Raw genomic sequence first — 22788 nt, 5'->3', positions numbered from 1 at the left:
CGGCGGCCTTCTGCTTTTCCGGCGCCCGCCGTTCCGAAAGCCGCACCCCGCCGCGCGGATCGGTGCTATGGGGTCGCGCGCCCCGCGCCCTTCCGGAACTCGACGACCATGCGTGTCTCCCTCGCCTTGGGCATCGCCCTCGCCACCGCCGGCCTCGGGGTGGCCCTGCGGCTGGCGCTTCCGGTCACCCCGGTCGATGCCGGCTTCCGCGACGTCGTGCAGCACTACCGGTCGCTGGAGCGGCCCTGATCTCTCCGGAGCCGGCGCAGGTGCGCCGTCACACCTGAAGCTTGCGGCCTCGTTTCTCAGCAACATGCGGGAAACGGAGCCGCCGTAGTGGGGTCGCATTGCTCGGCGAGCCTCGGGGCTCGGCGGCCGGGATGTCGGGCGAGGAAGAGGGGGACGCGACCGCACGTCCTGCCCCCCAGCCCGCATCCGGGGCCGCGCCGTGATAGGCTCGGGTCCTGAACGGCCCGGGACGGGACGGCGCTTCCGCAGGCGCCCTCCCGACGGGCCAGATCCTGACTGAGTTTTCTGGGATGAACGAGAACTCGCCGATCCGCCGGGAAACGGCCCGGGAATACCCGACGACCGCCCCGGCGCCCGTGCGCCGGCGCAGCCGGCTGGGCCACTGGATCCTGATCCTGCTCCTCCTGGCGGGGGCAGGCGCGGCCGGCTACCGCTTTTACGAGACCCGGATGAAGGGCGCGGGCGAGACGCAGGAGGCGCGCGCTCCGGGCGGCCGCGGCCGCGGCGGCCATCACGGCGCGCCGCCCCAGGCGGTCGGGATCGCCACGATCGCGGCCGGCGACATGCCGGTGATCCTCCAGGGCCTCGGCACGGTGACCCCGCTCGCCACGGTGACCGTGCGCTCGCAGATCAGCGGCTACCTCACCGAGATCGGCTTCCGCGAGGGCCAGACGGTCAAGCGCGGCGACTACCTCGCCCAGATCGACGACCGGCCCTACCGGGCGCTCCTCGCCCAGTACGAGGGCCAGCTCGCCAAGGACCAGGCGCTCCTGCAGAACTCGAAGCTCGACCTGCAGCGCTACCAGACCCTGAACCGCCAGGATTCGATCTCGAAGCAGAACGTCGACACCCAGGCGGCCCTGGTGAAACAGAACGAGGGCACCGTCGCCTCCGACCAGGCCCTCGTCGACCAGCAAAAGCTCAACATCGCCTATGCCCACATCGTCTCGCCGGTGGACGGGCGGGTCGGCCTGCGTCAGGTCGATCAGGGCAACTACATCACCGGCGCCTCGACCAACATCGTCGTGGTCACGCAGCTCCATCCGATCTCGGTGGTGTTCACCCTGCCGGAGGACGACGTCGCCCGGGTGATGAAGCGGCTGCGCGCGGGCGCCAAGCTCACGGTGCGGGCCTATGACCGCGGCGACCAGCACGAGATCGCCACCGGCACCCTCGACACGGTCGACAACCAGATCGACACGACCACCGGCACGGTGAAGCTGCGCGCCCTGTTCCAGAACGACGACGAGACCCTGTTCCCGAACCAGTTCGTCAACGCCAAGCTCACCGTCGACACGATCCGCAACGCGCCGCTGGTGCCGAATTCCGCGATCCTGCGCGGGGCCCCGGGCACCTACGTCTACCTGATGCAGGGCGACGACAAGGTCAGCGTGCGCCCGATCAAGATCAGCGAGAGCGACGGCCTCCGCACCGTGGTGACCGAGGGGTTGCAGCCGGGCGACCGCGTCGTCACCGACGGCACCGACCGCCTGCGCGACGGCGCCAGCGTGCGGGTCACGGAAGGCGCGGGCAAGCCGCAGCGGGACGCGCCGGCGGGCAACGCCAGCGCGCCCGGCGCCGCCATCCCCGGCACGCCCGCCGCGGCCTCAGGTGCCCCAAGCGACGCCAAGCCAGCCGACGCCAAGCCAGCCGACGCCAAGCCGGGCGAGGCCAAGCCGGCCGAGAGCAGCGGGACGGAGGGCGCCCCGCCCGCCGAGCGCAAGCGCAACCGGCACAGGGCGGCGCAGTGACCGCCGGGGGCGCCCCATGAACCCGTCCCGCCTCTTCATCCTGCGACCGGTGGCCACGACGCTGCTGATGCTGGCGATCCTGATCGTCGGCGCGGTGTCCTATCTCAACCTGCCGGTCTCGGCGCTGCCCTCCGTCGACTATCCGACCATCCAGGTGCAGACCTTCTATCCGGGGGCGAGCCCGGAGGTGATGACCTCGGCCGTCACCGCGCCCCTGGAGCGGCAATTCGGCCAGATGGCCAACCTCAACCAGATGTCCTCGCAGAGCTCGGCGGGGGCCTCGGTCATCACCCTGCAGTTCAGCCTCGACATCCCCCTCGACATCGCAGAGCAATCGGTCCAGGCGGCGATCAACGCGGCGGGCAACCTCCTGCCCTCGGACCTGCCGGCGCCGCCGATCTACGCCAAGGTGAACCCGGCCGACGCGCCGGTCATCACCCTGGCGCTGACCTCGAAGACGATGCCGCTCACCCAGGTGCGCGACCTCGCCGAGACGCGCCTCGCCCAGAAGATCAGCCAGGTGGCCGGCGTCGGCCTCGTCAGCATGGGCGGCGGCATGCGCCCGGCGGTGCGGATCCGCTTCAATTCCCGGGCGCTCGCCGCCTACGGGCTCAACATCGACGACCTGCGCACCACGATCGCGAACCTCAACGTCAACACGCCCAAGGGCAATATCGACGGGCCGACCCAGTCCTACACCATCAACGCCAACGACCAGATCCGCGACCCGAGCGTCTACGAGCAGGCCATCGTCGCCTACAAGAACGGCGCGCCGGTGCGCCTCTCGGACGTGGCGGATGTGGTCGACGGGGCCGAGAACACCAAGCTCGGCGCCTGGGCCGACCGCACCCCGGCGGTGATCCTCAACATCCAGCGCCAGCCCGGGGCCAACGTCATCGAGACGGTCGACAAGATCAAGGCGCTGCTGCCCCAGCTCCAGGCGACCATGCCGGCGGCGATCGGCATCGCCGTGCTCACCGACCGCACCACCACGATCCGCGCCTCGGTGACGGACGTGCAGTTCGAGCTGATGCTCGCCATCGCCCTGGTGGTGATGGTGATCTTCCTGTTCCTGCGCAGCGTCTCCGCGACGCTGATCCCGAGCCTGTCGGTGCCGCTCTCCCTGGTGGGGGCGCTCGCCGCCATGGATCTCTGGGGCTTCTCCCTCGACAACCTCTCCCTGATGGCGCTCACCATCGCCACGGGCTTCGTGGTCGACGACGCCATCGTGGTGATCGAGAACATCGCCCGCCACGTGGAGGAGGGGGATTCGCCGCTCGAAGCCGCGATGAAGGGCTCCCGCGAGATCGGCTTCACCATCATCTCGCTCACGGTCTCGCTGATCGCGGTGCTGATCCCGCTCCTGTTCATGGGCGACGTGGTCGGGCGCCTGTTCCACGAATTCGCGATCACGCTGGCCGCCACCATCGTGATCTCGGCGGTGGTCTCGCTGACGCTGGTGCCGATGATGTGCGCCCGCCTGCTCAAGCCCGGGACCGGGCACGCCGCCGCCCGGGAAGGGTTCTTCGCGCGGATCGGCCGGCGCGCCACCGACGGCACCATCGCCCTCTACGGGCGGGCCCTGCGGGTCGTGCTCGCCCATCAGGGCCTGACCCTGCTCGTCTTCCTCGGCACCGTGGCGCTCACCGCCTGGCTGTTCGTGGCGGTGCCGAAGGGCTTCTTCCCCGTGCAGGACACGGGGGTGATCCAGGGCATCAGCCAGGCCGACCAGACCGTCTCCTACGAGGCCATGGCCGAGCGCCAGCAGCAGCTCGCCGACATCGTCCTGAGGGACCCGGACGTGGCGAGCCTGTCCTCCTTCATCGGGGTGGACGGCCAGAACGTCACCCTCAATTCCGGCCGCTTCCTGATCAACCTGAAGCCCCGCGACGCACGCACGGCGACCGCCGGCGACATCATCCGCCGGCTCAACGCGGCGACGCGCGGGGTGCCGGGGGTGCGGCTCTACATGCAGCCGGTCCAGGACCTGACCATCGACACCGCGGTCTCGGCCACCCAGTACCAGGTCATCTTGGAGAACCCGAACCTCGAGGAGTTCGAGACCTGGGTGCCGCGCTTCGTCGAGGCGCTGCAGCGCTCCCCCCTGCTCGCGGACGTGACCAGCGACTATCAGGGCAGCGGGCTCGCCGCCTACGTCACCATCGACCGGGCCACCGCCGGCCGCTACGGCATCACCCCGGCCACCATCGACAACGTGCTCTACGACGCCTTCGGCCAGCGCATCATCTCGACGATCTTCACCCAGTCGAGCCAGTACCGGGTGATCCTCGAGGCCGATCCGGACCTGCACCGGACCCTCGACTCCCTGAACACCCTCTACCTGCCGTCCTCCACCGCCGCCTCCGGGCAGGTGCCGCTCGCCGCCGTGGCGCGGATCTCCGAGCGGCGGGCGCCGCTGCTGGTCGGCCATCTCGGCCAGTTCCCGGCCACCACCGTCTCCTTCAACCTCGCCCCGGGCGCCGCACTCGGCGAGGCGGTGCAGGCGATCGAGGAGGCCCGCAAGGCCATCGACCTGCCGGCCAGCTTCAACCTGGTGCCGCAGGGCTCGGTCTTCGCCTTCGAATCCGCGCTCTCCAACGAGCTGTTCCTGGTGCTCGCGGCCATCGTCACGGTCTACATCGTGCTCGGCGTGCTCTACGAGAGCTTCATCCACCCGATCACGATCCTCTCGACCCTGCCCTCGGCCGGCATCGGCGCGCTGCTCGGCCTGATGTGGTTCGGGCTCTCCCTCGACATCATCGCCATCATCGGCATCGTGCTGCTCATCGGCATCGTGAAGAAGAACGCGATCATGATGATCGACTTCGCGCTCCAGGCGGAGCGCGAGGAGGGCCGCTCGCCCCGGGACGCGATCTACGAGGCCTGCCTCCTGCGCTTCCGCCCGATCATGATGACGACGCTCGCCGCCCTGTTCGCGGCGGTGCCGATGATCGTGGGCACCGGCGTCGGCTCCGAATTGCGCCAGCCGCTGGGCATCGTCATCGCCGGCGGCCTCATCGTCAGCCAGGTGCTGACGCTGTTCACCACCCCGGTGATCTACCTCGCCTTCGACCGCCTGGAGCGCCGGCTCTCGGGCCGCCGCGACGGGGAGGCGGGCCTCCCGGCGGGCGAGGCCCTGCCGTGAACGTCTCCGCCCCCTTCATCCGGCGGCCGATCGCCACGACGCTGCTCACCGTCGGCGTGCTGCTCGCCGGGCTGTTCGCCTTCGTGAAGCTGCCGGTGGCGCCGCTGCCGCAGGTCGATTTCCCGGTCATCATGGTGCAGGCCCAGATGGCCGGCGCCTCGCCGGAGACCATGGCCACCACCGTCGCCGCGCCCCTGGAGCGCCGCCTCGGCGTCATCGCCGACGTCAACGAGATGACCTCGACGAGTTCGACCGGCACCGTGCGGATCGTGCTGCTGTTCGGGCTGAACCGGGACATCGACGGGGCCGCCCGCGACGTGCAGGCGGCGATCAACGCGGCCCGGGCCGACCTGCCGACCTCGCTGCGCACCAACCCGACCTACCGCAAGTTCAACCCCGCGGACATGCCGATCCTGATCCTCGGCCTGACCTCGGACACCCTCACCCCGGGCCAGCTCTACGATTCCGCGGCCACCGTGGTGCAGCAGAAGATGTCCCAGATCGAGGGCATCGGGAACGTCGATATCGGCGGCTCCTCGCTGCCCGCCGTGCGGGTCGAGCTCGATCCGATGGCCCTGTTCCATTACGGCATCGGGCTCGAAGGCATCCGCGCGGCGCTGGCCTCCGCCAATGCCAACTCGCCGAAGGGCGCGGTCGAGACGGCGGACCGGCGCTACCAGCTCTACGCCAACGACCAGGGCCGGCAGGCCTCCGATTACCGCGACATCGTCGTGGCCTACCGCAACAATGCGGGGGTGCGCCTGTCCGATGTCGGCCAGGTGATCGATTCCGTCGAGGACAAGCGCAATCTCGGCCTCGTCAACGGCAAGCCGGGCGTGATCCTGTTCATCTACAAGCAGCCGGGCTCGAACGTGGTCGAGACGGTCAAGCGGGTGCGCGAGGCGATCCCGCAGGTGAAGGCCGCCCTGCCCGGCGATATCGACCTCGACATCTCCGGCGACCGCAGCGCCACCATCCGCGCCTCCCTGAAGGAGACCGAGGAGACCCTGCTGATCGCGGTGGCCCTCGTGGTATTCGTGGTGTTCGTGTTCCTGCGCTCGGGCCGGGCCACCCTGATCCCGGCGGTGGCGGTGCCGATCTCGATCATCGGCACCTTCGGGGTGATGTACCTGCTCGGCTACTCCCTCGACATCCTGTCGCTGATGGCGCTCATCATCGCCACGGGCTTCGTGGTCGACGACGCCATCGTGGTGCTGGAGAACATCCAGCGGCACATCGAGGCGGGCAAGCCCCGGGTCGAGGCGGCCCTCCAGGGGGCCCGCGAGGTCGGCTTCACCGTGATCTCGATGAGCCTCTCGCTCATCGCCGTGTTCCTGCCCATCCTGCTGATGGGCGGCCTCGTCGGGCGCCTGTTCCAGGAATTCGCGGTCACCCTGTCCCTGGCGATCCTGATCTCCCTGGTGCTCTCGCTCACCACCACGCCGATGATGTGCGCCCGCCTGCTGCGCCCGGAGGGTCATGGCGTCGCGACCCAGCGCCCGAGCCTGCCGATCCGGATGCTGGAGGGCGCCTTCGACGCCACCCTGCGCGGCTACGAGCGCAGCCTGCATGTCGCCCTGCGCCATCGCCGGTTCGTGCTGCTCAGCGTGTTCGGGGCGATCGGGCTCAACGTCTATCTCTACGTCATCGTGCCCAAGGGCTTCTTCCCCGAACAGGATACGGGGCAGCTCATGGGCGGCATCCAGGCCGACCAGCGCATCTCCTTCCAGGCGATGAAGGAGAAGCTGACCCGGGCGAGCGCCATCGTGCAGGCCGACCCGGCGGTGGAGAGCGTGGTCGGCTTCACCGGCGGACGCGGCACCAACTCGGCCAACGTCTTCGTCGGGCTCAAGCCCCTGGGCCAGCGCGACTCGATCGAGACGGTGATGGGCCGGCTGCGGCCCAAGCTCGCCCAGGTCGCCGGCGCCCGGCTGTTCCTGTTCCCGCGCCAGGACCTGAAGATGGGCGGCCGGCAGAGCTTCGCCCAGTACCAGTACACGCTCCAGGGCGACACGGCGGAGGAGCTCTACGAATGGGCGCCCAAGCTGGTCGCGGCCCTGCAGCAGCAGCCGGGGCTCTTCGCCGACGTCACCTCCGACCAGCAGGAGGGGGGCCTGGAGAGCCGCCTCGTCATCGATCGGCCCACCGCCTTCCGCTACGGCATCACCCCGGACCAGATCGACAACACCCTCTACGACGCCTTCGGCCAGCGCCAAGTCTCGACGATCTACAACCCGCTCAACCAGTACCACGTCGTGATGGAGATCGCGCCGCGCTACCTGCAATCGCCGGAGACGCTGAAGTCGATCTTCGTCTCGACCACGGGGGGCAAGGCGCGGGGCTCGGCCACCACCAACGCCGTGGCCGGCACGGTGGCCGCCTCCGACACGACGGACGGGACGGCCAATGCCGGCTCGACCACCACCTCCACCGCCAGCGCGGGGGCGAGCGGCAGCTCGGGGGGCGACGCCGCCGCCATCGCCGCGGATTCGGCCCGCAACGCCGCCTCCAACGCCATCGCCGCGAGCAAGGGCGGCGCCTCGTCGAGCGCGCCGGTCTCCGCCGCGAAGGAGACCATGGTGCCGCTCTCGGCCTTCGCCCGGTTCGAGACCGGCAACGCCCCCGTGCAGGTCGCCCATCAGGGCCTGTTCGTGGCCACCACGGTCTCGTTCAACCTCGCCCCCGGCAAGAGCCTGTCGGACGCGACCGCGGCCATCGACAGGGCGATGCTCGACCTGCGCATGCCCGCCACCATCCACGGCGAATATGCCGGCGCGGCCAAGAACTATCAGGCCTCCGCCTCCCGCCAGCCGCTGCTGATCCTCGCCGCGCTCCTCGCGGTCTACGCGGTGCTCGGCATCCTCTACGAGAGCTACGTGCACCCGATCACGATTCTCTCGACCCTGCCCTCGGCGGGAATCGGCGCGGTGCTGGCCCTGCTGGTGACGGGCACGGAATTCACGATCATCGCTCTGATCGCGGTGTTCCTGCTGATCGGCATCGTGAAGAAGAACGCGATCATGATGATCGACTTCGCCCTCGACGCCGAGCGCACCCGCGGCATGGGCCCGGCGGAGGCGATCTTCGAGGCCTGCCTCTTGCGCTTCCGTCCGATCATGATGACAACGCTGGCCGCGCTCCTCGGCGCGCTGCCGCTGATCCTCGGAGGCGGGGAGGGCTCGGAGCTGCGCCGCCCGCTCGGCATCGCCATCGTCGGCGGCCTTATCGTGAGCCAGATCCTGACCCTCTACACCACCCCCGTCGTCTATCTCTATCTCGACCGCCTCCGGCTCTGGGCGCTGAACCGGGGCCGGCGGAACCGGGGCGGCGCGGCGGTGCCGGCGGAATGATGCGCGTGACCGGTTCCATCGCCGACAGGGGGAGGGTGGCCCGCCTCGCCCTCGCCCTCATGCTGTCCCTCTCCACCGCCGGCTGCATGGTCGGGCCGGATTACGTGCGGCCCTCCGTCGAGACGCCGCTGGGCTTCAAGCAGGGGGGGATGCGGGAGGACAGCGTCGCCTATGTCCAGAGCCGCAAGGGCTGGCGCGCCTCTCGGCCCAACGACGGGGCCGAGCGCGGCGACTGGTGGCGCGTGTTCCGCGATCCGACCCTCGACCGGCTGATGCGCTCGGTCGATGTCGACAACCAGACCCTGCGCGCCGCCGTGTCGAACTACGCCCAGGCGCGGGCGCTGGTCGCCTCGGCCCGGGCCGCCCTGTTCCCCACCGTGCTCGGCGCGCCGTCGATCACCCGCTCGCGCTCCCTCGGCTCCGAGCGCACCACGGTCTCCCTGCAGGGCCAGGCGAGCTGGGAGCTCGACCTGTTCGGCCGCCTGCGCCGCCAGCTGGAGGGCGAGGTGGCGAGCGCCCAGGCCAGCGCGGCCGATCTCGCTCTGGTCCGCCTCGGCATCCAGGCGGAGCTCGCCACCAACTACCTGCAGCTGCGCTACCAGGAATCCCTGAAGGCGGTGCTCCAGGAGAACATCGAGGGCTTCAGGCGCAGCCTCGCCATCGCCGAGAACCAGTACAATGCCGGCGTCGCCGCCCGCTCCGACGTCATCACCGCGCAGACGCAGCTCCAGACCACGGAGGCCTCCGCCATCGCCGTCGACCTGCAGCGGGCGACCTTCGAGCACGCCATCGCCCTACTGGTCGGCCGGCCACCCTCCGAGGTGAGCATCCCCCGGGGCAAGCTCGCCCAGACGCCCCCGAGCGTGCCGGTCGGCATCCCTTCCGAGCTGCTGGAGCGCCGCCCCGACATCGCCCAGGCGGAGCGGCTGGTCCAGGCGCAGAGCGAGCAGATCGGCGTCGCGGTGGCGGCCTTCTACCCCACCGTCACCCTCTCGGCCTCCGGCGGCATCTCCGGGGCCACCAGCAACGGCCTCTTCTCCGCGACCAACCAGGTCTGGTCGGTGGCCGCCGCCGGCAGCGAGACCCTGTTCGACGGCGGCGCCCGCACGGCGGCGCTCGACGCCGCCCGCGCCGCCTACGACGCGGCGGTGGCCAATTACCGCCAGACCGTGCTCACCGCCTTCGGGGAGGTGGAGAACGACCTGGCCGGCGTGCGCATCCTCGCCCGGCAGATCGGCAAGCAGGAGGAGGCGGTCGCCTCCGCCCGGCGCGCGGTCGAGATCGCCCTCAACGAGTACCGGGCCGGCACCCAGAACTACACCACCGTGGTCACGGCCCAGTCGCTGCTGATCAACAACGAGGTCACGGCCCTGCAGATCAGGCTCAGCCGCTTCACCACCGCCGTCGACCTGATCCGGGCCCTGGGCGGCGGCTGGGACGCCCGCAGCCTGCCCACGGGCGAGGAGCTGAAGGCCGAGCGCCTGCCGATCGACCGCGGCACCGCGATGCGCACGGACGAGTAGGTCCTCACGAAGCAGCGTGGCCGGAACGGCCGCGCCGCAAGCCGGTTGATCCGCCGTTGCCGCGCTGCGGCGAGAGACCGGGTTGCCCGACGATGGCCGAGAACGGCAATTCCCCGCACGAGACGCTCCGCCACGGAGGCGCCCTCCCGGACGGCGCCCCGCCGCAGAAGACCAGCCGGGCGGGCTTCACCCCGGCGCCTCCCTGCACCCTGGTGATCTTCGGCGCGGGCGGCGACCTGACCAAGCGCCTGCTGATGCCGGCCCTCTACAACCTCGCCGGCGGCGGCCTGCTCTCCGACAAGCTCGCGATCCTCGGCGTCGACCACAACGCCAATACCGACGACGGGTGGCGCGAGACGCTGAGCGACACGATGCAGTCCTTCACGAAGGACGCCTCCGCCGAGTTCCACGTGGACGCGATCGACGCGGCGCAATGGGGCTTCGTGCGGGAGCGCCTGCGCTACCACCAGGGCGACTTCGAGGACGCGGCCACCTTCACGGGCCTCGCGGAGAAGATCAGCGGCAACGCGGTGTTCTACCTGGCCGTCGCCGCCCGCTTCTTCGGCCCGATCGTCGACGGGCTCGGCAAGGCGGGGCTGCTGGAGCAGGGCGAGGACGCCTTCCGCCGCGTGGTCATCGAAAAGCCCTTCGGCTCGGACCTCGCCTCCGCCCGGGCGCTCAACGCGCGCATCCTCAAGCAGGCCGACGAGAGCCAGTTCTACCGGATCGACCATTTCCTCGGGAAGGAGACGGTCCAGAGCATCATGGCCCTGCGCTTCGGCAACGGCATGCTGGAGCCGGTCTGGCGGCGGGAATACATCGACCACGTCCAGATCACCGCCGCCGAGACCATCGGCGTGGAGGGGCGGGGCAGCTTCTACGAGGGCACCGGGGCGCTGCGCGACATGGTGCCCAACCACCTGTTCCAGCTCCTCTCCATGGTCGCCATGGAGCCGCCGAACTCCTTCGCGGCCGAGGCCGTGCGCACGGAGAAGGCCAAGCTGGTCGAGGCGGTGCGGCCGGTGACGCCAGAGCACGCCGTGCGCGGGCAATACACGGCGGGCCGCATCGAGGGGCGGGACGTGCCGGCCTATCGCGACGAGCCGAATGTCGACAAGAATTCGACCACCGAGACCTATGTCGCCCTGAAGCTCGAGATCGAGAACTGGCGCTGGGCCGGGGTGCCCTTCTACCTGCGCACCGGCAAGCGGATGGGCGGGCGGCGCACGGAGATCGCGATCCATTTCCGGCCGCCGCCCTTCCACCTCTTCGACGAGACGCCGGTGACGCATCTCGCCCCCAACGTGATGCGGCTCTCCATCGACCCCGAGCACGGCATGAGCACGCAGCTCAACGTGAAGGAGCCCGGGCCGCAGATGCGGCTCGGCACCGTCTCCACCCAATTCCGCTACGCCGACTTCTTCGAGCAGGCGCCCAATGTCGGCTACGAGACCCTGATCTACGATTGCATGGTCGGCGACGCGACCCTGTTCCAGCGCGCCGACAACATCGAGGCCGGCTGGGCCGCGGTGGAGCCCCTGATCCAGGCCTGGAAGGACGCCCCGGTCGACCTCTACGAAGCCGGCAGCCAGGGCCCCGACGCCGCCGACAAGCTGCTGGAAACGGACGGGCGGCGCTGGCTGAGGGTCGATTGAGCGCCCTCAGGCGCGCTGCCCGCCCCTGAGGGCGCCGCCCTCGGGGGCGAGATCGCCCAAATCGTCGTGATGCAGCAGCTTCACCCCCGTCGCGGCGGCCAGGCGGCGGGCGGCGGGGGTGAAGCCGGCATTCGAGACCACGGCGGCGGCATCCGCCGACCAGTAGCGCGCGGCGGCGGCCACCTCCTGCACCGCGGCGTTGCCCACCGCGCGGCCGTAGCGCTTGCACTGGACCACGAGGCGCAGGCCGTCGCGCTCGGCCACGATGTCGGCGCCCTGGTCGCCGCTCGCGGGGGTCGGATGCGCGCTCCAGCCGGCCCGGACGAGCCGGGCGATGCAGAAGCGCTCGTAATCGATCCCGTCCTCCGGCAGATCCTCCTCCTCGGGGAGGGGATGGCCGGCGGCGACCCGCTCGATCGTGTCGAGCAGCCGGTCCCAGTTGCGGTCGATCAGGGCGGCGTAGCCCCGCTCCTCGAGGGCGGGGACCAGGGTGCGCTCGGCGAAGTAGTCCCGCTCCCGCAGCCAGCCGTCCTCGATCAGGTTGCCATAGGCGTCGACATAGCGCTCCTGGCGCCGGCGCAGGGCGAGGGTCGCCGCGTGCTGCCGCGCGATCCGGCGGATGCAGGCACGGAAACGGCGGGGCCGGTCGAGGCGGTGGAGGGCGATGGCGACCATCGCGGCCGCGGTCGCGAGCAGGGCGGGGCGCCCGTACCAGAAGGCGGCGCCGCCCCCGATCACGAGGGTCCAGAACAGGCGCCGGGCCGTGACCGAACCGTTCGACATCGCCCCTTCGCGGATCCCTCGACCGGGGACCGGATGCCCCCCGCCGGCAGAATCCGCGCCGGAGCTTGCCGCTTCTCTAACGGAGGCCGGGCGACGGCACGCGTCCCATCCGCCCGACGGCGATTCAACCGGACAACGGTCAGTTGCCGAAGGAACCGGAGGGGCGGTGGACAGGAACAGGACGCACCGGCCGAAGATCCGCCGCCTCACCGGAACGTGAAACGGCGACCCGAGACCTTGCGTATCCTCGCCGGAGACGCCGGAAGACATCGGCGATAGGAAGGTCGTCCGGCCCCTTCCGGCGGAGGACTTGCCCTCTGCCGGGAAGAGGGACCGTCACGTCTCGGAGAGCTGGGTGCGATCCCGCGGATCGGCTGTGGACAATGCGGTGTCAGGCGCCCGCCCGGGCCCGGCGCCGGGCCGGCTTCTCCGCATTGTCGCCGCCGCGGCTCTTCCGGCGCTGCTGGCCGAGGCCCGTCGCCTTGGCGAGCTCCGAACGGGCCGCCGCGTAGTTCGGCGCCACCATCGGATAGTCGTGCGGCAGGCCCCAGCGCGCGCGATACTCCTCCGGCGTCAGGTTGTAGCGCGTGCGCAGGTGGCGCTTGAGCGATTTGAACTTCTTGCCGTCCTCCAGACAGATCAGGAAGTCGGGCGTGATCGAACGCTTCACCGACACGGCGGGCGTCAGCGCGACGGAGGCCGATTGCGGCGTCGGCTCGGTCAGTTGCCGCAGCATCGCGTGCACGGAGGTGATCAACCCGGGCAACTCGGCCGCGGCGATCGAATTGTTGCTGACGAAGGCGGACACGATGTCACCCGCGAGGGCGACATGGTCCTGAATGTCCTGATCCCGCGAAAACTCGTTGTCGGATGTCATTGCTTGAAGTTCCTGCCGCCGGCCCGGTCGGAAAATCTGGCATAAATGGTCGATCGCGGTGCGAGCGAGCCTATAGCGAAAGCCGGCGTGTCACTGCATAAATAGTGCGCCACTCATTTTTGCGCAAGCCCCAGTCAAACACACATGATAAGAAATTCGTGGACTGAAATTGCGCCGGGCACGCAGTCCTGTGGGCACGGCCCTCCCGCATGCAAAGCACGGGCCGGTCGCCTCAGCTTTCGCGGTGCGGACTGCGCAATATTCATCATACGGCACCCGCACCACGATACAGGGCCCATCGTGCCGTCACCGGATTTGACCAACCCTCCACACTGGCAATGAAATTCGGAGATTCGCTACTTGCTTTGCAGCCCGTAGCCTTTGAACCGGATGACCGTGCGCGCGATCTCATCGTCGTCGAGAAGAACCGGCGTGCCGATCCGCAATGCGAGGCTGTACTGATGCGCCAAGGCCTCGACCTCGGTCGCGATCCAGAAGGCGCGGTCGAGGCTGGGGCCGATGGCGATCAGGCCGTGATTGCCGAGCAGGCAGGCGAGGCGGTCGTCGAGGGCCTCCACGGCGAGGCGGGAGAGCGCCTCGGTGCCGTAGGGGGCGTAGGGCGCGCAGCGGATCGTCGGGCCGCCGGCGGCGGCGATCATGTAATGCGCCGCGGGGATCTCCCTGTGGCAGATCGCGAAGGCGGTGGCGTGGGGCGGATGGGCATGCACCACCGCGCCGATCTCGGGCCGCGCCGCCAGGATGTCCCGGTGGAAGCGCCATTCGGAGGAGGGCTTGAGCCGGTGCGCGAAGCCGCCCTCGGCATCGAGCGCGACGATGTCCTCCGGCTCCAGCTGCTCCGCCGGGATGCCGGAGGGCGTGATCAGGAGCCCGTCGCCGAAGCGCACGGAGATGTTGCCGCTGGTCCCCTGGCTGAGGCCCTCGGCCAGCATCCGGCGCATCGCCGCGACGATGGCGCTCCGCGCCGCTTGGTCGTCCATCGTACCGTTTCCCCCTTTTCAGGTTCTCATGCGCCCGGGGAGAGACGCTTTCAAGGTGCGGGCCCGGTGTCCGGGACGGTTCCCCGCGCTATAGAACCCGGCCATGACACCGTTTCCGGTTGATCGCTTCGGTTTCGTGCGCAGCCCCTCTCCCCGCTTGCGCGGAGCGGGGACGCGCGGCGCGTTCCGCGCCGATCGACGGGAACCGGCAACGGGGACCGGCATGCGAGCCCGCCCGTGAGCACCTATCGCTTCGCCGCGATGCTGGCGCCCGAGCGCATCGCCGTGGTGGGCGCGGGGGACCGTCCCGATTCGGTCGGGCGCGCCGTGATGGATTCGCTGAAGGCCGGCGGCTTCACCGGGGCGGTGATGCCGGTCAATCCCCGCCACGCCCTGGTCGACGGCATTCCCTGCCACGCCCGGCTCGCCGACCTGCCCGCACCCCCGGATCTCGTGCTGATCGCGACCCCGCCGGAGACGGTGCCCGGCATCGTGGCCGAGGCGGGCGAGGCGGGGGCCGCCGCCGCCGTGATCCTGTCGGCCCATCTCGGCTACGGCGAGGCCGCGCCCGTGGCCGCGGCGCGCCGGGCCGCCCGCGCCCAGTCGATGCGCCTGCTCGGCCCGGATTCGGTGGGCGTGAGCGTGCCGAGCCGCAACCTCAACGCGACGCTGCTCGCCCGCACCCCGAAGCCCGGGGACGTGGCCCTGATCTCGCAATCGGGCACCGTCGCCTCGGCCATCGCCGAATGGGCCTCCCGCCGGGGGGTCGGCTTCTCGGCCATCGTCACCCTCGGCCGCTCGGTGGACGTGGACGTGGCCGACTGCCTCGACCACTTCGCAGCCGACATCCACACGCGGGCGATCCTGCTCTCGCTCCACCAGATCGCCGATCCGCGCAAATTCCTGTCCGCGGCCCGGGCCGCCGCCCGCGCCAAGCCGGTGGTGGTCCTGCGCACCGGCCGGCACGAGGCCCATGCCCGCACGCCGGAGACCCACACCGCGGCCCTGGCCAAGCCCTCGGCGGTCTACGACGCCGCCTTCCGCCGGGCGGGTCTGCTCGCCGTCGACAGCCTCGACGCGATGTTCTCCGCCCTGGAGGCCCTGGGCCGGGTCCGTCCCTTCCCGGGTTCGCGCCTGATGATCCTGTCGAACGGCCGCGGCATCGGGGCGCTCGCCGCCGACCATCTCGCCGAGCGGGGCGGGCATGCGGCCCCGGTCCCGCCGGAGCTGCGCCAGCGCCTCGAAGGCGTGCGCCACGGCCAGTCCGAGAACCCCCTCGACATCGGCGTCGATGCCGGCCCCGCCGATTACGCCGCCGCCCTCGGCCCGCTCCTCGCGAGCCGGGACAACGACGCCCTGCTCGCCCTGCACGTCCCCACCGCCCGCGCCGCCCCGAAGGCGGTGGCCGAGACCGTGGCCAAGGCGGTGGAGCAGGCCCGGGCCGGGGCCGGGCGCAAGAAGCCGGTCTTCGCCGTGTCGGTGGGGGAGGATCCGGAGGCGGCGGCGATCTATGCCAAGGCCCGGATCCCGCTCTTCGCCACCGATGCGGACGCCGTCGACGGCTTCCTGCATCTGGTGCGCTACCGCGAGGCGCAGGACGACCTCGCCCGCACCCCCGATTCGCTGCCCAAGGGCTTTTCGCCGGACACGGACGCGGCCCGCGCCATCGTCGACCGGGCGCTCTCCAACGGCCAGAACTGGCTCGATCCCGATGCGGTGATCGGCCTGCTGGAGGCCTACCGCATCCCGATGGTGCCCCACACCCTGGCCCCGGACGGCGAGACCGCCGCCGACGTGGCCTGGCCGATGATCGCCCGCGGCGAGGCGGTGGCGCTCAAGCTCGTCTCGCCCGACGTGGTCCACAAGTCGGATGTCGGCGGCGTGCGCCTCGGCCTCACCTCGGAGGCCGATATCCGCGAGGCCGCCGCCCGCATGCTGGCGCGGGTGCGCAAGCTCAGGCCGGATGCCCGGGTCACGGGCTTCGCCGTGCAGCCGATGATCCGCCGCGGCGGGCGGCGCGAGCTGATCGTGGGGCTGGCCGAGGATCCGACCTTCGGCCCCGTGGTGGTGTTCGGCCGCGGCGGCACGGCGGTGGAGGTGATCGACGACCGGGCGCTCGCCCTGCCGCCCCTCGACCTGCGGCTCGCCGCCGACCTGATCGACCGCACCCGCGTCTCCCGGCGGCTCGCCGCCTACCGGGACGTCGCCGCGGCCGACCGGGCGACCCTCGCCCTGACGCTGGTGAAGATCGCCCAGCTCGCCGTCGATCTGCCGCAGGTGCGCGAGCTCGACATCAACCCCCTGCTCGCCGGCGAGAACGGCGTGCTCGGGCTCGACGCCCGGGTGCGGATCGGCCCCCTGCCGGAGCGCAAGGGCGCCGCCCGCAACCGGCTCGCCATCCGGCCCTATCCCAAGGCCTGGGAGCGCAGCCTGACCCTGAAGGGGCGGCCCATCGCCGTGCGGCCGGTGCGCCCGGAGGACGAGGGCCTGTTCCGCGCCTTCTTCGAGCGGGTGGACCCGGAGGATGTGCGCTTGCGCTTCTTCGCCCCCGTGCGCGACTTCAGCCACGCCTTCCTCGCCCGCCTGACCCAGCTCGACTATGCCCGCGCCATCGCCTTCGTGGCCCTGGCCGAGGACGTGGCCGACGACGCCGCCCGCATGCTCGGCGCCGTGCGCCTGCACGCGGATGCCAACCACGAGAGCGGCGAATACGCGATCCTGGTGCGCTCCGACCTCAAGGGCACGGGGCTCGGCTACGCCCTGATGCGCCTGATGATCGACTGGGCCCGGGCCGAGGGCATCGCCCGGATCGAGGGCACCATCCTCGCCGAGAACCGCGCCATGCTCGCCGTCTGCCGCCGCCTCGGTTTCGAGGCCAAGCCCGACCGGGAGGATCCGGGGCTGATCAAGGTGAGCCTGACGCTCGACGGCCCGTAGACGTCATTCGACGGAACGGCCGCCTCTGAGGTCGTCCGCGTTCAGACGGACACAGCACGCCGTATCTGCGAACGGTCGGATCGCCAAAGAAAAACCCCGCATCCTGCGACGCGGGGTTCTTTCGCTATCCGGACGAAACTTGGCTCAGTGGCCGCCCTGGCTCGCGTCGCGGGTGGCCTCGTAGAGGAACCAGGTGCGCTCCTCGGACTGGTCGATCCACTCCTCGAGCAGGGAGGTGGTGGAGACGTCCTTGGCGTCGTCGGTGATGCCGTGCAGCTCGCGCATGTTGGCGGTGAGCGTCTTGTTGTCGTCCCGCAGCTCCTTGAGCATGTCGAGCGGGCTCACGTAATCGGCGTCGTTGTCGGCGACGCGGGCGAGCTGGCTCGCCTGGCCGAGGGAGCGCAGGGTGGTGCCGCCGATCTTGCGGGCGCGCTCGCCGACCGCATCGATGATCGCGAAGATCTGCTGGCTCTGCTCGTCGAGGAGCAGGTGGTAGTCGCGGAAGTTCGGGCCGCTGACATGCCAGTGGAAGTTCTTGGTCTTCACGTAGAGGGCGAAGAGGTCCGAGAGCAGGACGGTGAGGCCCTCGGCGATCTTCTTCACGTCCTCGGGGTTCAGGTCGGTCGGGGTGTTGAGGCGGTCGCTGGCGACGCGCAGGTTCGGCTTGGCCTTGGCCATGATCGGCTCCTTCGCAGGTCCTCGAAATCCAGGGATGCGTGGCGCTTCGCGTTCGTGCCACGCTCGCTCCGGCAGAATGAACGGGAGCCGCGAATGTTCCGGGCCGCATGCCAGGGCTCTGTGGAGCGCGGGTGCGGCGTTTTTCCTAGAGCGGCTCGCCGCGCAGCAGGCGGGCTCCAGCCGCTTCGAGGTGCGAGGCTTTGGCCTCGAAGCCGCGCGTCAGGCGCTTAGAGGCGTTCACGAGGCCGAGTCCGAAGTCGCGGGCAAGCCGGACGGGGGTCACGTCGTTGGAGAAGAGCCGGTTCAGGCCGTCCGTGGCGGCGACCATGGCGAGCACGGGGAAGCGCCGGGCCTGCTCGTAAGTCCTTGTCACGTCGTCGCTTCCGGGATCCATCCCGAGCCGCAGCGCCTCCGTCGCGGCCTCGGCCAGGGCGGCGGCGCCGGCGAGCCCCAGATTGAGCCCCTGGCCGGCGATCGGATGGATCACGTGGGCCGAATCTCCCAGCAATGCCAAGCGCTTGGCCCGGAACGTCCGGGCCATCCCGACCGAGAGAGGGAAGACCCGCGGCCCGGCCTCCAGGGAGAGCCGCCCGAGCTGGAGGGTGAAGCGCCGCTCGATCTCCGACAAAACCTCGTCGGCAGAACCACTTAGCAGCACCGGCGCCTCCGCCGCGCGCTCCGTCCAGACGATCGAGGAGCGGTGCCCTCCGGCATCGTCCCGCAGCGGCAGAATCGCGAAAGGCCCCCCCGGCAGGAAGTGCTGAACGGCCCGTCCGCCATGGTCGCGCTCGTGCCGGATCGTCGCGACGATCCCGTTCTGCGTGTAGCGATGGCCGACCCAGCCGATGCCGGCCGCCTCGCGCAGGCGCGAGCGGGCGCCGTCCGCCGCCACGACGAGGGCGGCGGAAAGCCGTTCCCCGCCAGAGAGTTCGGCATCGATGCGGCTCGGGGCGGGGAGGGCGCTCCGCACGCTCTCGTCGCGCAGATCCACGCCCGCCTCCTCGCAGGCCGCGAGGAGAGCCTCAACCAAGGGTTCCGCCTCGACGAGATGGGCGAGGGGGCCGTCCGCACCCGGCTCGGCCCCGAAGGTGAGGAAGACCGGCCGCACCGGATCGGCCAGCCGGCTGTCGCTGATCGCCATGTCGAGGACCGGCTGCGCCCCCGCCGCGATCGCCGGCCAGATCCCGATCTGCGCCAGCATCCGCCGCGGCCCCGCCGCCAGCGCATAAGCCCGCCCGCGATGGCGCGCCGCCCCCTCGCCAAGCGCCTGATCGCAAACGACGACGTCGATGCCCGCCCCATGCGCCCGCTTCAAGGCCAGGGCGAAGGTCAGCCCGGCGATGCCCCCGCCCGCCACCACGATCCTGCGAGCCCCCGCGCGCGTGTCCGTTCCGCTCACCCGCCTGCTCCTCGCCCGCATCGCTCCATCCGCCTCAACTGGCACTCCGAAGGCCTCGCGGCAATCGCGCTCACCCGGCCATGCCGGACGCACATGCCGATCCGCCTCCGAACCGGTATGTGTGTCCGCATCGATCCACGAGCCAGCAACGGATTCCATGCCGGGCGCCATCAGCGACCTCATCGCCCTCCTCGATCTCGAGCCGCGGGGCACCGACCTCTATCGCGGCGTCAGCCCGAAGATCGGCTGGCCCCGCGTCTTCGGCGGCCAGGTCGTGGCGCAGGCCCTCGTCGCGGCGACGCGCACAGTGCCTGAGAGCCGCCCCCCGCATTCGCTCCACGCCTATTTCCTCCTCGGCGGCGATCCGAAGGTGCCGATCGACTACGAGGTCGAGCGTATCCGCGACGGCGGCAGCTTCACGACGCGCCGGGTCAAGGCCCTGCAGGGCGAGCGGGCGATCTTCGCGATGTCCGTCTCCTTCCACGCGGCGGAGGAGGGCTTCGAGCATGCCTTTCCCATCGCCGATATCCCGGGGCCCGACGATCTGCCGGATGCCCGCGAGGCCATGACGGGGAGCGACGCGATCCTGCCCCCGGCCGTGCTCGCCTATTTCACCAAGACCTGGCCGATCGCCCTGCGCCCCGTCGAGGTGGAGCGCTACCGCGACCGCACCCCGCGCGCGCCACGCTTCCACGTCTGGCTGAAGGCGGACGGGCCGCTTCCCGACGATCCTGCCGTGCACCGCGCCGTGCTGGCCTATGCCTCGGACATGACGCTGCTCGACGCCACCCTGATCGCCCATGGGCGCACGGTCTTCGATGCCGACATCCAGTCGGCGAGCCTCGATCACGCGCTCTGGTTCCATCGCCCGTTCCGGGCGGACGACTGGCTGCTCTATGTCCAGGACAGCCCGAGCGCCGCCGGCGGACGCGGCTTCGCCCGCGGGACGCTGTACGATCGGGCTGGCCGTCTGGTCGCCTCCGTCGCCCAGGAGGGCCTGATCAGGCCGCGGCTGGCGCCGACGCCCGCCGCACCGTTCACGATTTCGTAATCGCCGAGCCCCGTTTTGCTCATATGGGCGCAAAATCGCGCACAGTGCCGCTATAATGCGCACCAGAAGCCAAGCTTCTGCCTGCCGGATAAGCATTTTGCGTTCGCTTTGTGAGCATTGAAGCGGCCGGACCAAAGGTTCCGTCTGGCATAGAGATTGAATGAGGCCGCACGGTCGCAGGGTCATTCCGATCCTTGCGGAACCGCCGGACCGGGGCTGCTGCAAACGCGGCGTTTCAGGGGAGCCCGGCGGCGAACGCACAACAAGGGGCGCAGCCCATGAAAATCGTGATGGCGATAATCAAGCCGTTCAAATTGGAGGAGGTCCGTGACGCCCTCACCGGGATCGGCGTGCACGGCCTGACCGTGACCGAGGTGAAGGGTTACGGCCGCCAGAAGGGTCACACCGAGATCTACCGGGGCGCCGAGTATGCCGTGAGCTTCCTGCCGAAGCTGAAGATCGAAGTCGCCGTCTCGGCCGACCTCGTCACCAGCGTGATCGACACGATCGCCGGCGCCGCCCGCACCGGCCAGATCGGTGATGGCAAGATCTTCGTGCTGCCGCTCGAGAAGGCCGTCCGCATCCGCACCGGCGAGACCGACGCCGACGCCCTCTGAGGCCGCCCGTGGCCGCCGCGACGCCGGCACGCCGCAACCTTCCCTTCATCCTCCAAGTCAGCATCGCATCGCGATCGGGAGTCCCGTGTCCATGAAACTTCGCCACCTTCTCGCGCTCGGACTGGGAGGCGCCGCGCTCGGCCTTCTCCTGGTCGAGCCGTCCCTCGCGCAGACGCCGGCTCCGGAAGCCGCCGCACCGGCCGCTGCCGCCGCCGCGACGCCCGTGCCGAACAAGGGCGACACCGCCTGGATGCTCCTGTCCTCCGTGCTCGTTCTGATGATGACCGTGCCGGGCCTCGCCCTGTTCTACGGCGGCCTCGTTCGCACCAAGAACATGCTCTCGGTGCTGACCCAGGTCTTCGCCATCGCCTCGATCGTCTGCCTGCTGTGGGTGTTCTACGGCTACAGCCTCGCCTTCACGAACGGCGGCGGCCTCAACGACTTCGTCGGCGGCTTCTCCAAGGCCTTCCTGAAGGGCGTCGACGGCACCACGGTCGCGGCCACCTTCTCGAACGGCGTGGTCATTCCCGAATACGTCTACATCTGCTTCCAGATGACGTTCGCGATGATCACCCCGGGCCTCATCGTCGGCGCCTTCGCCGAGCGCATGAAGTTCTCGGCGCTCGTCGTGTTCTCGATCCTGTGGGTCACGTTCATCTATTTCCCGATGGCCCACATGGTCTGGTACTGGGGCGGTCCGGACATCTTCGCCGACGCCGCGCGCAAGCTCGCCGCCGCGACCGACAAGGCGGCCGCCCAGGCCGATTACGACGCCGTGCTGGCGGATGCCGGCATGCTCTTCAAGTGGGGCGCGCTCGACTTCGCCGGCGGCACCGTGGTGCACATCAACGCGGGCATCGCGGGCTTCGTCGGCTGCCTGATCCTCGGCAAGCGCATCGGCTACGGCCGTGACCTGCTCGCCCCGCATTCGCTGACCATGACCATGATCGGCGCCTCGCTGCTCTGGGTCGGCTGGTTCGGCTTCAACGCCGGCTCCAACCTCGAGGCCAACGGCACCACCGCCATCGCCATGATCAACACCTTCGTCGCCACGGCGGCCGCGGCGGTCTCCTGGCTGTTCGTGGAGTGGGTCGCGAAGGGCAAGCCGTCGCTCCTCGGCATGCTGTCGGGTGCCATCGCCGGCCTGGTCGCCGTCACCCCCGCCGCCGGCTTCGCCGGCCCGATGGGCTCGATCGTCCTCGGTCTCGTCGCCGGTGCGGTCTGCTTCGTGATGTGCTCCACCGTGAAGAACGCGCTCGGCTACGACGACTCCCTCGACGTGTTCGGCGTGCACTGCATCGGCGGCATCATCGGCGCGCTGGCCACCGGCATCCTCGTCGATCCGGCCCTCGGCGGCGCGGGCATCCCGGACTACACCACGAAGCCCGGCGAGCTCGTCCTCGGCGCCTATGACATGACCGCCCAGCTGATCATCCAGGCCAAGGCCGTGGGCTTCACGCTGCTGTGGTCGGGTGTCGGCTCGGCGATCCTCTACAAGCTCGTCGACTGGACGATCGGCCTGCGCGTCACGCAGGAAGAGGAACGCGAGGGCCTCGACATCGCCGATCACGGCGAGCGCGCCTACAACTACTGATCCACGCCTCCACTTGCGAGATCCGAGGCCCCGGCGGTTCCCGCCGGGGCTTTTCCATATGTCGCAGAGCCGTGCAGGCTCGAAAGCTTGTATCGATTCGATGGGGAAGACGGCGACACCCGCATGAAGCCTCCGAACCACCGGCGACCGAATTTATCGACAGGAATAAGAAAATCTCAGG

General features: G+C 70.3%; 15 protein-coding genes. 10 read left to right on the top strand and 5 right to left on the bottom strand.

Annotated features, from left to right (window positions below):
* Positions 1-108 precede the first annotated feature (108 nt).
* The 6 genes from MMB17_RS23205 (at position 109) to zwf (ending at position 11673) form a co-directional block, all read left to right on the top strand.
* On the top strand, positions 109-249 hold the full coding sequence (locus MMB17_RS23205) for a hypothetical protein (protein ID WP_241100430.1): 141 nt from the start codon (positions 109-111) through the stop codon (positions 247-249).
* A gap of 290 nt (positions 250-539) precedes the next feature.
* A complete protein-coding gene (locus MMB17_RS23200) occupies positions 540-2000 on the top strand; it encodes an MdtA/MuxA family multidrug efflux RND transporter periplasmic adaptor subunit (RefSeq protein ID WP_241100429.1) in 1461 nt (486 codons plus the stop codon).
* Positions 2001-2016: 16 nt separating this feature from the next.
* Positions 2017-5145, top strand: coding sequence for an MdtB/MuxB family multidrug efflux RND transporter permease subunit (locus tag MMB17_RS23195; RefSeq protein ID WP_241100428.1), 3129 nt, complete (start codon positions 2017-2019; stop codon positions 5143-5145).
* A complete protein-coding gene (locus MMB17_RS23190) occupies positions 5142-8495 on the top strand; it encodes an efflux RND transporter permease subunit (protein WP_241100427.1) in 3354 nt (1117 codons plus the stop codon). The genes MMB17_RS23195 and MMB17_RS23190 overlap by 4 nt, the downstream gene beginning before the upstream one ends.
* 59 nt (positions 8496-8554) lie before the next feature.
* Positions 8555-10018 carry an efflux transporter outer membrane subunit gene (locus MMB17_RS23185; protein WP_241102276.1) on the top strand — a complete coding sequence of 488 codons (1464 nt, stop codon included), beginning with the start codon at positions 8555-8557 and terminating at the stop codon, positions 10016-10018.
* A gap of 92 nt (positions 10019-10110) precedes the next feature.
* Positions 10111-11673, top strand: coding sequence for a glucose-6-phosphate dehydrogenase (gene zwf, locus MMB17_RS23180; RefSeq protein WP_241100426.1), 1563 nt, complete (start codon positions 10111-10113; stop codon positions 11671-11673).
* 6 nt (positions 11674-11679) lie between these two features.
* Here zwf and MMB17_RS23175 read toward each other — a convergent pair whose 3' ends face one another.
* The 3 genes from MMB17_RS23175 to MMB17_RS23165 all read right to left on the bottom strand — a co-directional run bounded on the left by MMB17_RS23175 (position 11680) and on the right by MMB17_RS23165 (position 14331).
* Positions 11680-12456, bottom strand: a complete 777-nt coding sequence (locus tag MMB17_RS23175; protein ID WP_241100425.1) for a restriction endonuclease — start codon at positions 12454-12456, stop codon at positions 11680-11682.
* A 391-nt stretch (positions 12457-12847) separates the two neighbouring features.
* Positions 12848-13333, bottom strand: coding sequence for a Ros/MucR family transcriptional regulator (locus tag MMB17_RS23170; RefSeq protein WP_238314806.1), 486 nt, complete (start codon positions 13331-13333; stop codon positions 12848-12850).
* Between the two features lie 356 nt (positions 13334-13689).
* The gene (locus tag MMB17_RS23165; protein ID WP_241100424.1) at positions 13690-14331 is read right to left on the bottom strand and encodes a class II aldolase/adducin family protein; all 642 of its coding nucleotides are present in this window, start codon (positions 14329-14331) and stop codon (positions 13690-13692) included.
* A gap of 237 nt (positions 14332-14568) precedes the next feature.
* Between MMB17_RS23165 and MMB17_RS23160 the strand changes: the two genes are divergently transcribed.
* Entirely contained in the window at positions 14569-17268 is a 2700-nt protein-coding gene (locus MMB17_RS23160) for a bifunctional acetate--CoA ligase family protein/GNAT family N-acetyltransferase (protein WP_241100423.1), read from the top strand.
* A 144-nt stretch (positions 17269-17412) separates the two neighbouring features.
* On the opposite strand, the gene MMB17_RS23155 is transcribed toward MMB17_RS23160, so the two are convergent.
* Positions 17413-17946, bottom strand: coding sequence for a Dps family protein (locus MMB17_RS23155; RefSeq protein WP_238314825.1), 534 nt, complete (start codon positions 17944-17946; stop codon positions 17413-17415).
* A gap of 145 nt (positions 17947-18091) precedes the next feature.
* Entirely contained in the window at positions 18092-19366 is a 1275-nt protein-coding gene (locus MMB17_RS23150) for an FAD-dependent monooxygenase (RefSeq protein ID WP_420847298.1), read from the bottom strand.
* 136 nt (positions 19367-19502) lie between these two features.
* Between MMB17_RS23150 and MMB17_RS23145 the strand changes: the two genes are divergently transcribed.
* From MMB17_RS23145 to MMB17_RS23135, 3 genes are all read left to right on the top strand, one after another.
* On the top strand, positions 19503-20396 hold the full coding sequence (locus MMB17_RS23145; RefSeq protein WP_238314829.1) for an acyl-CoA thioesterase: 894 nt from the start codon (positions 19503-19505) through the stop codon (positions 20394-20396).
* Between the two features lie 278 nt (positions 20397-20674).
* The gene (locus MMB17_RS23140; protein ID WP_238314831.1) at positions 20675-21013 is read left to right on the top strand and encodes a P-II family nitrogen regulator; all 339 of its coding nucleotides are present in this window, start codon (positions 20675-20677) and stop codon (positions 21011-21013) included.
* Positions 21014-21104: 91 nt separating this feature from the next.
* Positions 21105-22607, top strand: coding sequence for an ammonium transporter (locus MMB17_RS23135; protein ID WP_241100421.1), 1503 nt, complete (start codon positions 21105-21107; stop codon positions 22605-22607).
* Positions 22608-22788: the final 181 nt, after the last annotated feature.

This window comes from Methylobacterium organophilum, from assembly GCF_022533465.1.
Classification (GTDB): Bacteria; Pseudomonadota; Alphaproteobacteria; order Rhizobiales; family Beijerinckiaceae; genus Methylobacterium; species Methylobacterium organophilum.
Note: the sequence above shows the minus strand (reverse complement) of the source record. Positions and strands in the feature narration are given on the sequence as shown.